At 38.4% G+C, this 14,133-nt stretch carries 14 protein-coding genes; 4 read left to right on the top strand and 10 right to left on the bottom strand.

The annotated features are described in order from the left end of the window. Window positions 1–3: 3 nt before the first annotated feature. The 7 genes from JOD18_RS02735 to JOD18_RS02705 form a co-directional block, all read right to left on the bottom strand. Complete coding sequence (locus JOD18_RS02735; protein WP_204667397.1) at window positions 4–462, bottom strand: GNAT family N-acetyltransferase; 459 nt, start codon at window positions 460–462, stop codon at window positions 4–6. Window positions 463–467: 5 nt separating this feature from the next. Beyond that, window positions 468–1,490, bottom strand: a complete 1,023-nt coding sequence (locus JOD18_RS02730; protein WP_204667396.1) for a beta-propeller fold lactonase family protein — start codon at window positions 1,488–1,490, stop codon at window positions 468–470. Window positions 1,491–1,520: 30 nt separating this feature from the next. Beyond that, entirely contained in the window at window positions 1,521–1,961 is a 441-nt protein-coding gene (locus JOD18_RS02725; RefSeq protein WP_204667395.1) for a hypothetical protein, read from the bottom strand. 245 nt (window positions 1,962–2,206) lie between these two features. Next, window positions 2,207–4,114 carry a beta-N-acetylhexosaminidase gene (locus JOD18_RS02720; RefSeq protein ID WP_204667394.1) on the bottom strand — a complete coding sequence of 636 codons (1,908 nt, stop codon included), beginning with the start codon at window positions 4,112–4,114 and terminating at the stop codon, window positions 2,207–2,209. Between the two features lie 68 nt (window positions 4,115–4,182). Further along, window positions 4,183–5,067, bottom strand: a complete 885-nt coding sequence (locus JOD18_RS02715; RefSeq protein WP_204667393.1) for a carbohydrate ABC transporter permease — start codon at window positions 5,065–5,067, stop codon at window positions 4,183–4,185. A 22-nt stretch (window positions 5,068–5,089) separates the two neighbouring features. Further along, complete coding sequence (locus JOD18_RS02710; RefSeq protein ID WP_204667392.1) at window positions 5,090–5,953, bottom strand: carbohydrate ABC transporter permease; 864 nt, start codon at window positions 5,951–5,953, stop codon at window positions 5,090–5,092. Window positions 5,954–6,164: 211 nt separating this feature from the next. Then, window positions 6,165–7,460 (bottom strand): ABC transporter substrate-binding protein, encoded by a 1,296-nt coding sequence (locus JOD18_RS02705; protein WP_204667391.1) that lies wholly within the window; start codon window positions 7,458–7,460, stop codon window positions 6,165–6,167. A gap of 424 nt (window positions 7,461–7,884) precedes the next feature. On the opposite strand from JOD18_RS02705, the gene nagA reads away from it, so the two are divergent. The 3 genes from nagA to JOD18_RS02690 are packed head-to-tail and all read left to right on the top strand — an operon-like array spanning window position 7,885 to window position 10,541. Next, window positions 7,885–9,063, top strand: a complete 1,179-nt coding sequence (gene nagA / locus JOD18_RS02700) for an N-acetylglucosamine-6-phosphate deacetylase (RefSeq protein ID WP_204667390.1) — start codon at window positions 7,885–7,887, stop codon at window positions 9,061–9,063. 5 nt (window positions 9,064–9,068) lie between these two features. Further along, the gene (gene nagB / locus JOD18_RS02695) at window positions 9,069–9,785 is read left to right on the top strand and encodes a glucosamine-6-phosphate deaminase (protein WP_204667389.1); all 717 of its coding nucleotides are present in this window, start codon (window positions 9,069–9,071) and stop codon (window positions 9,783–9,785) included. A gap of 33 nt (window positions 9,786–9,818) precedes the next feature. Then, the gene (locus tag JOD18_RS02690) at window positions 9,819–10,541 is read left to right on the top strand and encodes a GntR family transcriptional regulator (RefSeq protein WP_239587874.1); all 723 of its coding nucleotides are present in this window, start codon (window positions 9,819–9,821) and stop codon (window positions 10,539–10,541) included. A 505-nt stretch (window positions 10,542–11,046) separates the two neighbouring features. Here the strand turns inward: JOD18_RS02690 and JOD18_RS02685 are convergent. From JOD18_RS02685 to JOD18_RS02675, 3 genes are read right to left on the bottom strand one after another with little or no spacing between them, the layout of a single operon-like run. Then, window positions 11,047–11,358, bottom strand: coding sequence for a PTS sugar transporter subunit IIB (locus tag JOD18_RS02685; protein WP_204667388.1), 312 nt, complete (start codon window positions 11,356–11,358; stop codon window positions 11,047–11,049). Further along, window positions 11,355–11,702: a PTS lactose/cellobiose transporter subunit IIA gene (locus JOD18_RS02680; protein WP_204667387.1), complete on the bottom strand. Its 348-nt coding sequence runs from the start codon at window positions 11,700–11,702 to the stop codon at window positions 11,355–11,357. Before JOD18_RS02680 ends, JOD18_RS02685 begins: the two co-directional genes overlap by 4 nt. Next, window positions 11,699–12,994, bottom strand: coding sequence for a PTS sugar transporter subunit IIC (locus tag JOD18_RS02675; RefSeq protein ID WP_239587873.1), 1,296 nt, complete (start codon window positions 12,992–12,994; stop codon window positions 11,699–11,701). Before JOD18_RS02675 ends, JOD18_RS02680 begins: the two co-directional genes overlap by 4 nt. A 404-nt stretch (window positions 12,995–13,398) precedes the next feature. Between JOD18_RS02675 and JOD18_RS02670 the strand changes: the two genes are divergently transcribed. Next, window positions 13,399–14,133 carry a GntR family transcriptional regulator gene (locus JOD18_RS02670; RefSeq protein ID WP_204667386.1) on the top strand — a complete coding sequence of 245 codons (735 nt, stop codon included), beginning with the start codon at window positions 13,399–13,401 and terminating at the stop codon, window positions 14,131–14,133.

The raw sequence follows: 14,133 nt of genomic DNA, 5'->3' as shown, positions 1-14,133 counted from the left end.
CAATCAATCCAAATATTCTATATATTGTAAAGCAGGTTTATTTTCAATCGGCACCGCTCCTACTTTTGCGCGATAAAATCCGACTGGTCCCGCGTCTCCGATAATAGCATAGGCATACCCTTTGTTCTTCATCTCTTTTAAACTATGGATTAACAATTGCTGACCGATTCCTTGCCCTCTTTCTTCCTCTTTAACACCGGTTGGTCCAAAGAAATTACGAAAAGTGGTGTCGATACAGGCGAACCCGAGTAATTCCTTATCTTTGACTGCTATAAAGCAATCAGCAGGTGTTACAGAACATGCAACATCGCATTCACTTACCCATTTTTCCGAAAAATGCTTTCCTACCCATTCCAATACCACATGTTTCTCTGGCGGGACAACTCTTCTGATTATGACCCCTTTTTGTTCAAGTTTCTCCTCTAACAACTCTGAATGAAGATTAACAATCATATCCGTCATAGTACTTACCCCTTTCCATAATAATTACGCACACATGTTGGAGCAAAGATGTCGAATCGAGCCTTTGTCTTCATTAATTCTCCATCTTCTCCTGTTTGCAAAACGGAAATATAGTTACTATGTTCATTAGCAATAAACAAATACTTTCCATCGTCAGATAAGGTGAAATTCCTAGGCCATTTTCCAATGACTGAAGTTTCTCCCCAATAATGCAAACAACCATCTGCCAATACGCGATAACTAGTAATCGTATTTCTGCCTCGATTAGAGGTATAAAGGTACTCACCATTTGGTGACAGGTGAATATCAGCACCATAATTTTCTATTGTTTGCTGACTTGCTATTGTCTGCACTTCTTGCTTCAGCTCTAACATCTCTTCCTGTTCATGAAATTGATAGACCGAAACAGAAGACTGATATTCATTAACAATATAAAATATCTTTTGCTGCTTATTACAAACAATATGTCTTGGTCCAGATCCCGCTGTCAGGGAAAACGCCTTCTTTTTTATCAACTGATAATTATCTGTATCTACATGAAATAAAAATAACTTATCTTGTGCTAGATCTGTGATAAAATAATCATGGCTGCTCCCTAGTGGAAAACACATATGTGGATGTGAATCAGTCTGGTTTCCTCCTAGACTATATGTATCTGCTAAAGGCTGGACTGCTCCTCCTGCATCTAATGGATGCAAGGAAATCGTACCGCCTCCATAATTCGTTGTAATGATATAGCTGGCATCGTGAGCCAAGTGTAAATAGCACGGCCCTTTTCCTGTAGGCTGTCGATTTGTTTCCTGCCATTCTTCCTCCAAGTCATAACTAATGACTGCTCCTTCTTCCACCTCACTTACAGCATAAAGAGATGAGCCATCTTGCGCCAAGGTCAAAAAGGATGGGGAGGCAACACCCGTCTGTTCTTTCAATTTTTTAAATGTTAATTTGTCACTGTCAAATTCAACTATTTGGATAGCTGCTTGGTCTTCTTTGCCATAAGAACCGATTACTAATTGATACACAGGCACAGACTCCCCCCTTTATGTTCTTCCATTTTATTAACTAAGCGTAAGGAATATAAAAATAATCGCAATCAAAGGTATAGATACAGAGAAGGCTAGCGTGATCATCGATAAGACATTGATGGCAGCTGTCACCCTCTCATTTTCTTTCCCAATTGGTGTACGCTGTGCATAATCTCTCATCTGTGCCCGCTGTGAGAAAGTAAAGAAAAGATTATAGCAAAGTATAATGATCACAACCACAGTTGAAATAATGATATGTATTTGCGGCACTTCTTGCCCTTGACCAAATGCAAATCCAGCCACAAGTAAAACAAGCGGAATGAATTCCACCATTGCAATTCTTGTAAAAAATCGTGTCTGGATTTGCATGATTTGATCAGGTTTATCAATTAATGCGTCAAGCGTTTGACGGTAGACTGCCATAATTCCTATACCAGCTATCACTGCGGCCAATGCATACAAGTACAAGACCATTTTCTGTCTCTCCTTCCTGTCATTTAGTTTTTATTATCATAGCATGAATACAGACTGATGTCATGACAGAACAGCAAATTCCAAAGTAGAAAGAGAGACACTTTGCTGATGGTTCCATTTTATTGTCCCTATCACTTGGTCCATGAAGACTAGTTGAGGCTTAAGCCACCTGGAATAGAACTAAATCACGAGCAGGTAAAAGATCAGAGAAATATAGTCTAATTGACCTTCCTTTATTACATAGCTTAATAGATTGGCAGTACATGAAAAAAGGCATTCGGTGACGCAATACGATAATAATAACTTGACCAGCCTAATCCAGTGGATTTCGCTACCCTATGGTTATATGGCAGCCGTTCCTGTTCCAGTTCTTCAATAGCAGCCAATTCGCCGTCAAGATATTGATTAATGCGTTCTATTGCAGTTTGTAACCGGGCTAATAATCCGCCATAACGGATATCAATGACTTCCCATCCGAATGGCTTATTAATTCGGAGCCACTGTTTTTTATGTGCCTCATGCAATTCTTGAACTTTTTCGATCACGTCAGGAATATACTGATTTGCCAATTCTTTTAACGTATCGTCCTGTTGATTGTCATAGGCTTGCTTCAGATCGATTCCTAGACTGGCTTTTTTAGTCAGCACAGCACACAGTTTCTCAGGTACATCCAAAATAAAGTCGAGCTCAGAATCGGAATTTCTCGATAATTTTATTTTACGTTCTAATGCTTGATAATGAGCAGCTATATCTAATCCTTCTATATGCTTATCAAATACACCAAGAAGCACATCCTGCCACAATAAAAATTTGGATGGGTTCGTTTGATCCATATTTCCTTCTGCCACACCTGGAATATGGTCTAACTCACTTAATAATAGAAATTGGTCGGCATCTAAACCTGTACAAAATTTTGTCCGCTGATAAAGCTCAGCTAGGGGAACTGTCTGCTGGTATTGATGCTCGGCATATAACTGAAGACCAAGCAAGGCCGTTAAACAATTATTCTCATAGCCATCATCGCCCCATAGTGTAACAAAGACATCTTTAATCCCTTCTTCTTTACTGGCTTGCAGAGCCGCTTCACTAGTTTGCAAGGATAAGTCATATTTCGTAGCAAAGGTATTCCACACCCAAATTCCTCCAGCAAATGCGGGAGTTTGTCCCAATTGCTTATGTTTGTCAATCATATTCTTATAGTCTGCCTTGTTCGTATGGAAATAATCCCAATACATAAGCGTCACACTATCTGGGATCTTACCCTGCATTTCTTCTGAAATTTCTGTTTCCATATTATAATGATCTTCCCCAGACTCTGAGGCAAGCTTGATAAACATATCACTCCAAAGCATCACATCTAAATGCAAATCTTCGGTAATTTCTATCACTCGCTCCAAATGATCCAGCATAATATCTAAACGATCTTTATAACCAAAGCGATTGAGGAAAATCCCCCTTCCTAACTCTTCTGCCTCATCCATACCAATATGAATGCGATTACTGCGGAATGGCTGTTGCGCCGCTGTAATCATTTGCCGCAGGAAGTCATAGGTTTTTTCTTGTTCCGTCAGCAGTACACCGCGTGTATCCTTTAAGTGCGCCGCAGCATCCCACTTTAGGAATTCTTCTAAATGAGCCAGAGTTTGAATACACGGAATCAATTCTATTCCTAAGTTATATGCATAATCATCCAGTTCTCTTAATTCGGATGCACTATACCGGCCGCGCATATAGCCAAAATAAGGCTGTTCCTCTACTTCATACGTATCTTCCATATACATCATCGCTGCATTGAATCCCATTAATGCCAGCTTTCTTAAAACTCCCTTTAACTGATCAACACGCATTACTGCATTTCTCGAAAAGTCAAACATCGGACCGATCGTTTGAAACTGCGGCTTTTCTCTCTTCTCAAACTGCTGACCTGTCATCCATTTTTCCACAAATATCCCAAACGCTCGAAAAACATGATAGTTCTCTGCATAATAGATAACTCCTTCACCGTCTCGACAGGAAATAATTGTTTCATCACTATCACTTTTTTCAATCGTTAATACCGCACCTTCTTCTCCGTAAGAAATGCCAACTTCATCTGCTAATTCCTTCAATCCTGGTAAAAAAGGCTGATAATTACCTTTCAGACACAATTGCATACAGATCCTCCTTTAATCAGTAAAATGACCATTAGCAAGGGGGCATGCTTACTAATGGAAACATCAGTTTATCCCTTAACAGCTCCAGATGTCGCCCCTTTTTCAAAAGTTTTTTGAGCCAAAAGATAGAATATCAGAACTGGGATAACTGTCATCGCAATAGCTGCAGTCATCAATCCATAATCAGTACCGTATTGTGAACTGACATTAGATAACAATACTACAATCGGTGCCACCTTCTCATGTGATACTAATACTAAAGAAGAGAAGAGATCATTATAAGACCATAGAAAAACAAAGATGCCAACTGTGGCAAAGGATGGCAAAGATATCGGCAGAAATACCTTTGTAAACATTCTAAACCGGCCGCACCCATCCATGACGGCTGCCTCTTCTAATTCCCTTGGTATGGTTGCCATATAACCGCTGATTACCAGGATGGCAAACGGTAAATTGCCAGCCGTCTGTGGAATAATCAAAGCTCGATACGTATTGACCAAATCCATGCCAATCATCATTCGATATACAGGAACGATCGTTGCAAAAGATGGAATAAGCAGACTTGCAACTAATAACGTCTGCAAAAAGCCGCGCAAGCGAAACTGCATCCGTGCCATTGCGAAAGCAGCTATCCCTCCAATAAATAATACTAATAATACAACAGACCCTGAGATAATAAAGCTATTTAGATAACTCCTGCCAATATTCACCGTTTCAAATGCATTCACATAATTTTGCAGTGTTGGATCAGTCGGCAGTTTAAATGTATCGGTAATAATCTCTCGTGATTCCTTAAATGAGTTTAAAAACACCCATGCCAAAGGAAAAATGGTAGTCATTGACCAAATGGTTAACACGACATAGATAAATATTTTTCCTATCTTAGATTGCGAAAAATATCGTTCTTGCATTCTCTCCCAAAATGTTAACCGTCGTTCCCTCGCTTGTTCCATTCTGTATCCACCTCTTCTCTAGCTAGTAAGTCACTTCTTCTCTTTTTAGCAGTTTATTTGTAATAAATGCTAATGTTAAGCCTAATACCACAATCAAAACAGCAATCGTAGCACCATATCCCATAGCCGTATCTTCAAACGCCTTTTGGTACATATAAGTGCCTAGTACCTCAGATGAATTTCCTGGTCCGCCTCTTGTAATAATGTAAACTAATTCAAATATTTTTAACGTCCCGGTAATTGCCAGTACCATACACGTCTTTAAATCGGTAACAATTAACGGTATCGTTAAGCGGAACATCTTTTGGAAGCCAGTGATGCCTTCTAACTTTGCAGCCTCATAGAAATCATTTGGAATTTTCTGAATCGCTGTTAATAAAATAACAAAATAAAAGCCGACATAATTCCATACAGTTGGTATAGCTACCATATATAGAGAAGATTGTTCCGTGAGCCAAAGCACCCGCTCCATTCCCATACTGACCAATATCTCATTTAACAGACCATTTCGATAATTATAAATCAAAGTAAATAACAAACCGATAGCTGCGCCAGAGATCACGATAGGAAAGAAAAAGGTGGTGCGGTAAAATGCGGCTCCTTTGGTAATCGAATCGACCAAAATCGCCAAAATCAAGGCAATACCCACCTGAAAAACCGTTACATATAAGATTAATTCTAATGAATTAAACAGCGCCGTTCTCGCAATTTCGTCATTCCACAAGCGAATGTAATTATCCAATCCGATAAAGGTCGAATTGAAAAATCCATCTGTATTATAAAAACTCTGCAAAAGATTCTCTATAAATGGGTAGTATAGAAAAATACCCGTAATAATAAATGCTGGTGTCAAAAAGAGGAATATATATATTCTGTCACCCTTCATGTGATCCTCCTTGCTAGATCAGCCAGTCCAACATGCCATCGCTATGCAAAAAAGCTGACAAAACAGCTCTGGATATAACAGAGTTGCCATTGATATATTTCATAGCGATTAGGACTAGCTACCTTTGTTTATCTTTTTTTGTATCATAAAAATGATAAACAAGGAGGCTGGCCTGATTTCAGGGCAACCCCTCTCGTTATCTAATATTCTATTATTCTTCCATTTCTGCTGCCATCTCTATCACTTCCGCACCCGTCTTATCACCGCTCACAATAGCCGGTACACTGGTACGAATATGTGTAAATGACTCTGGATAAATACGATCATTAATCGGAAGAGCAACTGCTGGTGCATCTGCTACTAAATCATGCCCTGCTTTCAAATAATCCGGCAGATCTGTCAGTTCACCTTTCGCTGGCGGCTGACCAGTTGCTCCAGCAATTTGAACAATCACATCTTCAGAAGTTAAATAATTAAATAGTTCTACAACGGCATCCTTTTTACTTTCATCTTCATAAGATTTGCTACTAACAAACCAGCCTTGTGATGCACCGCCAACTAATTCACCTGTTTCTCCGCCTTCCTTAATTGGCATAGGTAAAACAAGCACATCTTCACCCATTCCTGCTTCTTCTAGCTGCCCCCATAACCAAGACCCTTCAAAAATCATAGCAGCTTGTTCCTGCTTAAATAATTCTTGTGCAAGTGCCAAATCAATCGTTGCTGCATCAGGAGTAAACGCCCCCATATCTGCATGTTGCTTAATTAAATCTAATCCTTCTGCCCATGCCTCATTTTTATCTGCTAATTCTGCGTTGTAATTCTCCATACCGCCTGCTGCCAACAAATAATGTTCTACAACATAATAAGAATCTTCCGTTGAAGCTGCTAATGGAACAATATCGGTCTTAGCAAATTCTTCAATTGCTTTTTCATATAGTTCCCAAGTTGTTGGCAGTTCTATATCATTTTCTTCAAATAATTTTTTATTGACAAACAATGCTTCATAGAAACCTGATTGCGGCGCAGCATAGATATTCCCATCTTGATGTCTTTGCTGTTCCAACATGGAATTAAACCCTGATAAATCAATTCCTTCTGCTTCTTCCAAATTCACTACTTTACCTTCATTGATAATTCCCTCTGCGTCTACGGTATTAAAATAAAACATAATATCTGGTTCGTTATCAGAAGAGAAATCGGTGTTGACTTTCGTACGAATAGTTCCGGCGTCTGCCGACTGTGAATCATTTTCAATCGAAATATGTGGATGTTCTTCCACAAACTCATCTAAGACTTCTTGAAATACTGCCCCTGCTGGATCCGTTCCAGCCATCGTTGTTACCACACGTAAGTTCACATTTTCTTGTTCTGTTTGTTCATCCCCTGAATTGTTACTACCATTTTCATTATCACTTGCTGACCCTGCATCACTATTACCACATGCCGCCAGCATCAACACAACCAAAGAAAACGTTAACATTACAATCCAATTCCATTTTTTCATTACTAACTTCCCCTCTCTTTTGTCTATTTTTTCAATCAACTGTGTTCAGTTGTCTATACCTAATATAATCACTTGATACAAATTTGTCAATACAAATATAATATTTGTTACTACATTTAAATTTAAAAAAGAATATTTTCTATTTTAATTCGATAAATAATACAAATATAATTGTTATTACTTTTATTTTTTTATATATAAATCAATTATTATTTTTATATAAAAAAGGAATTATGCACGGTATACCTATTTTGTTTTTATTTGTAACTACATTAATGGTATATACCAAATTAATTACTTGATTTAAAAGGATAGAGGCGATATTTATGACAAATTATTCAAACAATTAAATTATGTATAGACAACCATACTTTAACCTGTTATTCTATACTTACATTACTTCTTCAAAAAGGTGTGAACACACGTGAAACAAGAGAAAATCCTGATTAAAAATATTCAGATTTACGCAGATAACCAATATATAGAACAAGGATTTATTAAAATAATTAATGGAAAAATAGAAACAATTGGGGATATGGATAACTTAACCGAAACGAATTCCTATCATGTCTTATCCTTCGCTGAGGAAACAAAGGCAATTCCTGGTTTAATTGATGTGCATATCCATGGCGCCAACGGAGCAGATGTGATGGATGCAACTGCTGAAGCTTTGGACACAATGGCACAGGCTCTGCCTGCGGAAGGAACAACCGCTTTTCTGGCTACTACCATGACACAAAGCGAAGCAAACATTGAAAAAGCCTTAACAGCTACCGCTGCCTATATGGAAGAACAACCTGTCAATCAAGCGGAAATTATTGGCATTCACTTAGAAGGGCCATTTGTTAATGCTAAAAGAAAAGGAGCGCAGCCAGAAGAATATATCCAAAAACCTAACATTTCATTGTTTCAAAAATGGAATAAGTTAGCCAATCAGCATATTCGATTAGTCACGCTTGCTCCCGAATTAGATGAAGATTTGACATTTACGAAGTATCTAGCTGATCACGGCATTATTCCTTCGGCTGGCCACACTGATGCAACAGCAGAAGAAATAGACACAGCCATCAATCATGGTTTGTCACATATCACCCACCTCTATAATCAAATGAGAGGTTTTCATCACCGGGAGGCTGGTGTAGTTGGAGCCTCATGGCTTCGGAAAGAATTAATGGTAGAACTGATTGCAGATGGCATTCATTCAACTCCAGAGGCAGCCAAAATCGCCTTTGATTTAAAAGGGGAAGACCGGTTACTCTTAATTACAGATGCCATGCGTGCAAAATGTTTACAAGATGGCGAATATGAACTAGGCGGACAGAAAGTCTTAGTTGAGAACCAAAAAGCTACATTAGAAGACGGCACAATTGCCGGGAGTACGCTCCGCTTAGGAAATGGACTCAAGAATATGATGGACTTCGCCGGCTGTACCGTCGAGGAAGTAATTAAGATGGGCTCAACCAATGCCGCTATCGAATTAGGCATCGCTGATCGAAAAGGATCTATTGCTGCAGGCAAAGATGCAGATATTGTCCTATTAGATAAACATCATGATATTATTCTGACACTTTGTCGAGGAGAAGTAGCTTACGAAAGGGAGTAATGAATATGGAATTAATTAAAGCAAAAGATTATCAAGATATGAGTAAAAAAGCAGCACAATTTATTATTGAAAAGGTAAAAGCAAATCCAAAGGCAGTGCTTGGGCTGGCCACAGGAGGCACACCCGTTCAAACTTATGCTAATATAGTAGAAGAGCACCAAAAAAACGATACCACTTATCAAGGTGTTACTTCGTTTAATTTAGATGAATACATTGGTTTACCAGTAGAAGACCCAAACAGTTACCACTATTACATGAACAAACATTTATTCAGCCATATCGATATTCCTGATACTCAGGTGTTTCTGCCTAACGGTTTAGCAGCTGATTTAACAGAGGAATGTTCGGCATATGAAGACCTTATTAAACAACATGGCGGCATTGATTTGCAATTACTAGGATTAGGCCACAATGGTCATATTGGTTTTAACGAGCCAGGCACTCCATTCGAACAGCGTACACATGTTGTTGATTTAGCAGAGTCAACAATCAAGGCAAATGCCCGCTTTTTCGACAAATTGGAGGAAGTACCTAGACAAGCGATTACAGCTGGTATCCGTACCATTATGGACAGCAAAGAAATGTTGTTAATCGTTTCAGGTGAACAAAAACGAGAGGCTTTACAACATCTATTACATGGTGAAGTTACTACTGACTTCCCAGCCTCCATATTACAGCAACATCCACATGTGACAGTGATTGCTACAGAGGATGCACTTTAGAGAATCGTATACTATTTGGAAGGAGTCTTAATCATGATTGATAAACAGTCACCGATACCGATTTATCATCAATTAGAAGAGCAGATTAAGAGCAAAATCGAAAAAGGTGAATATAAGCCGGGAGATGCCCTGCCTTCAGAAAGAGAGTATGCCGAACAACTCAACATTAGCCGTATGACTGTCAGACAAGCAATTACTAATTTAGTAAACGAACGATACCTTCACCGTATTAAGGGAAAAGGAACCTTTATTACGGAAAAGAAATTCGAACAGAACTTAAATGGGTTAACTAGTTTTACAGAAGATATGAAAGCACGCGGCATGACCCCAAGTAACAAATTAATCAGCTTCGAGATTGTCCCAGCCAAAAAGAACTTAGCTAATCACTTAAACATTGCTGAACATTCACCGGTATATGAAGTGAAACGGGTTCGTTTAGCAGAAGATATCCCGATGGCTTTGGAACGCACCTATATATCGGCGAATTTAATCAAAGGTTTGACAGATAATATTGTTCAATCTTCCTTATACCAATATATCGAAAACGATCTAGGTCTGAAAATTGGACGTGCAAGCCAGCTGTTTGAAGCAACAATTGCCAATGATGAAGAATTAGAATATTTAAACATTCCGGAAAACTCCCCGGTACTGCTTATGAAGCGGATTACACAGTTAGACGATGGCACACCTTTCGAGGTAGTTAAATCTTCTTATCGGGCAGACAGGTATCAATTTATGCTTGATTTGGAACGTTAGGTGGCATGCAACAAACTGCCCTATAACTATTGTTATAAGGCAGTTTGTTGTTGTCTGCAGAACTAGAAAACTGCCTTAACGGGATATAGTTTTAGTAAAATCACTTTTTAATAGACTGAATTTCTCCACTGATTAAAATTGATAAATCAAGACTTATTAAATAATTAGACATAATGGTATCGCCTCCATTCTCTTTTGTATACGCTCACTCGTTTGAAATTGTTTCGTTCCCCACACCTTGTCAAAAGCTTTATAAGAAATCCCTAACACATTGGTTGCACTTCGTTCATTTTAAAGAAAGACCTCTTTAAGTTTTGTTAAAAGAGCGGGAGGAAACGTTAACCTATAAAATTTAATTTGTAGAAACCCTTCCTCCATTGACAGCCTCACTAAAAAGGAGTATTTTATAAAACATAAAACATGGTTTCTCATGAAAGAGGGAATAAAGTAAGGACTTACGGACGCTAACAAAATACCTATCTACTTCCGCCTCTTATCACCATATTTAATCATTACTTGCCATTAAGTTTAATGCCTGTTCTAACACTTGCTTCCCTTGCATTAATCCAAATGCTTGTTGATTAATGACATCACATTTTGCCCCTGTTGGTTCTACCTTCTCCTTAATGCTTTTTTCCAAATAGCGCACTTGCGGACCAATCAAGACAACATCTAATTCATGAAGGTTATCACGCAAATCAGACTCCGCCACTGCTTTCACATTCAAATATACTTGCTGTTCTTCTGCGGCCTCTTTCATTCGTTCTACCAAAATAGAAGTAGACATACCGGCAGAACATACTAATACTACCCTCAAGTTATCGCCACCTCCAATTTATTCAATCGTTGATACATCTCTATCATTTCCCACGCCAAATCTTTGATTGTTAATGCATTCATCAAATGATCCTGCGCATGAACCAGTATAATCGAAAGGTGATTTTCGTCTGGATGACGAATCTCTTTAGACAATAGCTGCGACTGCTCCTGATGCGCCTTGACAAAATCGACATCTGCACTATCCATTTTTGCTTGCGCTTCCTGGATACGGTTTTCTTTTGCCAGTTTAATGGCTTCCATTGCAGATGATCGTGCATTACCAGCATGGAGAATGATCGAAAAAGAAATTCTTTGCAATTCTTCATTAGCTTCCAATATCATACCTCCTCCACTCGTTCTTGTTGTTTAGCTGCAGATAAAGCTGCTAATAAAAAAGGAATATAGATAATAATTGCTATCAATAAATTACATATTTGAAGTGCGACTCCCCGCCAGCTCCCGCCGGTAACAAGATATCCACTGAGAATCGGCGGTGTGGTCCATGGCAGCATTGCCACTGTTTTCGGTACAATTCCCAAGAACATAGCCATATACGAAATAATCGTTAAGGTCACTGGCACTAATACAAAAGGGATCAGCATAATTGGATTTAACACGATTGGTAAGCCAAAAATCACCGGTTCGTTAATATTGAACATACTGCCAGGCGCTGATAATTTGGCAACCTGTCGATAGGGATGATTTTTCTGGGTGCGAATCACTATGAAAACGGCTGCCAATAAGGCAATCGTAGTACCAGCACCGCCCATAAATACAAAGGCATCCAGAAAAGGTTTAGTAACGATATTAGGTACGTCATATGCGGACATCCCCATACCAAATAAGCGCAAGTTCTCTTCTACCAATGAAATATAAATCGGTTCCGTAATAGCACCTGTTATATTGGTGCCATGTAAACCGAAAAACCATAATACATGTGTAAGCAAGGCTACAAGAATTGCTGCCGGCAGGGAATCACCTAATCCTTGAATTGGCTGTTGAATAGCTGTAAAAATAATTTCAAATATATTCGTATCTGCCAAAATAGAAAGCAAAGACTGACATAAGCCAACTATAAATAAAACAAGCATAATAGGGATGAGTGACTTAAAGGAATTAGTCACTCCTGCCGGAACATCCTCAGGCATTTTGATAATCAATTTAGGATTAATGAGAAAAATTCGAAATAATTCCGTTGTTAATAATGCTATAATAATCCCAACAAACAACCCTTGTGTTCCAAGCCAATCCATATCCAGACCAAAATCCGCTGTAACCGGGACTAAGATTATATAAGACGCCCCAGAGAGCAGAGCAGCAGGTAATCTGTCTATATTATAGCTTTTTGCCAAATGATAGGAAATTGTAAATGAAACAAGTAAGCCAAGTATAGCAAAAGTCCCTTCCCATATATTCCCTCCCACCTTTTGCCAATTCCCTTCACCAAAAATTGCGTTCAGCCATGCCGCCAAATGAAATCGTCCTAATGGCGGAAAGTTATTGATCAAAACTGCTAATGAACCAATGATCACCAAAGGCATCACGGCAACAAAACCATCTCTAATAGCCGTCAAATGTCTTTGAGCCCCGATTTTTCCTGCTATCTCTATAAATTGTTGCATGTATGTATTCATGCCCTTACCGCCCCCTTTCTGAAATAATCAACACAATATATCTTTGATTTCAAATATATGATAAGCGTTTTCATTCCCATTCATAGCTTTCGTCCTTAGATAACCAGCCTTAACTTGCTAGCTCTGATAAGGGGAATAGTTGACATACACTTCCTTTATCTTGAGAATCATTGATTGGGATATCATATGGTGATGTTACGGGGAAACTTCCATCCATAGTATGAGCATAACGATTATAATTGTTAATATTTCCATTATTTTAATTAAAAAGTATCATACAATCATAAAAATGTAAATACTAAATAATACTTCCCCCTATTTGTAATTACCTTTTTGACTTGTCAACTAAATTCGTATTTAGTAAACTAAAAAAAATGGCGACTACAGGCATAAAGGAGAAAACAATGGAGAAAAAACAATCGTTACATGCCCATATCAAAAGCGAACTATTAGCACGGATCAAAAATGGCACCTATCAAAAAGGAGAAAAGATCCCTACCGAATTGGAACTGTGTAAAACCTTTGATGTAAGCCGAACAACAGTTAGGGCCGCATTGAACCAATTGACATTGGAAGGATATTTAGAGCGAACACAAGGAAAAGGGACCTTTGTTGCCGATAAAAAGGTGCATCAAACCCTCTCTCAAACAGTTAAGCGATATGTTGATCAAATTGAAGTGCAAGGGAAAACTGCCGAAATCGTATTAATCAATTTATCTGTAATTCCTGCCAGCGAAACGATACAATTAGCCTTAGATGTCCCATTAAATGATCCGATCCAAAAAATCGAACGGGTAAGAAAAGCCAACAATTCACCAACTCAGTATGAAATTTCTTATATCCCTTGGAATATTGCGCCCGGTATTACGAAAGAACAAGCAGAAACCTCGCTTTATAAAGCGTTAAAACAAGATTTTCATGTAGCCATTGCCAAAACAACGGAACATATTGAACTTACACTGGCTGATGAAGCTATCTCCTATTATTTAGAATCAGAAATCGGCTTACCATGTTTTTATATTGAAACCATTGCCGAGGATAAAGAAGGAGTAACAATTGAATATTCCCAATCTTATTTTAGAGGAGATAAGACTAATTTCGTGATTGAAAGGTTCTATCCTGAAGATCCAGATATGTAA

This window comes from Gracilibacillus alcaliphilus, assembly GCF_016909015.1.
In the GTDB taxonomy this organism is placed as follows: domain Bacteria; phylum Bacillota; class Bacilli; order Bacillales; family Amphibacillaceae; genus Gracilibacillus; species Gracilibacillus alcaliphilus.
This window is presented reverse-complemented; position numbering and strand designations above follow the sequence as displayed.

Bases quoted from the DNA above. Each gene is read 5' to 3' on its own strand.
- JOD18_RS02735 (WP_204667397.1), bottom strand. From the start codon at position 462: ATGACGGATATGATTGTTAATCTTCATTCAGAGTTGTTAGAGGAGAAA.
- JOD18_RS02725 (WP_204667395.1), bottom strand. From the start codon at position 1,961: ATGGTCTTGTACTTGTATGCATTGGCCGCAGTGATAGCTGGTATAGGA.
- JOD18_RS02720 (WP_204667394.1), bottom strand. From the start codon at position 4,114: ATGCAATTGTGTCTGAAAGGTAATTATCAGCCTTTTTTACCAGGATTG.
- JOD18_RS02715 (WP_204667393.1), bottom strand. From the start codon at position 5,067: ATGGAACAAGCGAGGGAACGACGGTTAACATTTTGGGAGAGAATGCAA.
- JOD18_RS02710 (WP_204667392.1), bottom strand. From the start codon at position 5,953: ATGAAGGGTGACAGAATATATATATTCCTCTTTTTGACACCAGCATTT.
- JOD18_RS02705 (WP_204667391.1), bottom strand. From the start codon at position 7,460: ATGAAAAAATGGAATTGGATTGTAATGTTAACGTTTTCTTTGGTTGTG.
- nagB (WP_204667389.1), top strand. From the start codon at position 9,069: ATGGAATTAATTAAAGCAAAAGATTATCAAGATATGAGTAAAAAAGCA.
- JOD18_RS02690 (WP_239587874.1), top strand. From the start codon at position 9,819: ATGATTGATAAACAGTCACCGATACCGATTTATCATCAATTAGAAGAG.
- JOD18_RS02680 (WP_204667387.1), bottom strand. From the start codon at position 11,702: ATGATATTGGAAGCTAATGAAGAATTGCAAAGAATTTCTTTTTCGATC.
- JOD18_RS02675 (WP_239587873.1), bottom strand. From the start codon at position 12,994: ATGAATACATACATGCAACAATTTATAGAGATAGCAGGAAAAATCGGG.
- JOD18_RS02670 (WP_204667386.1), top strand. From the start codon at position 13,399: ATGGAGAAAAAACAATCGTTACATGCCCATATCAAAAGCGAACTATTA.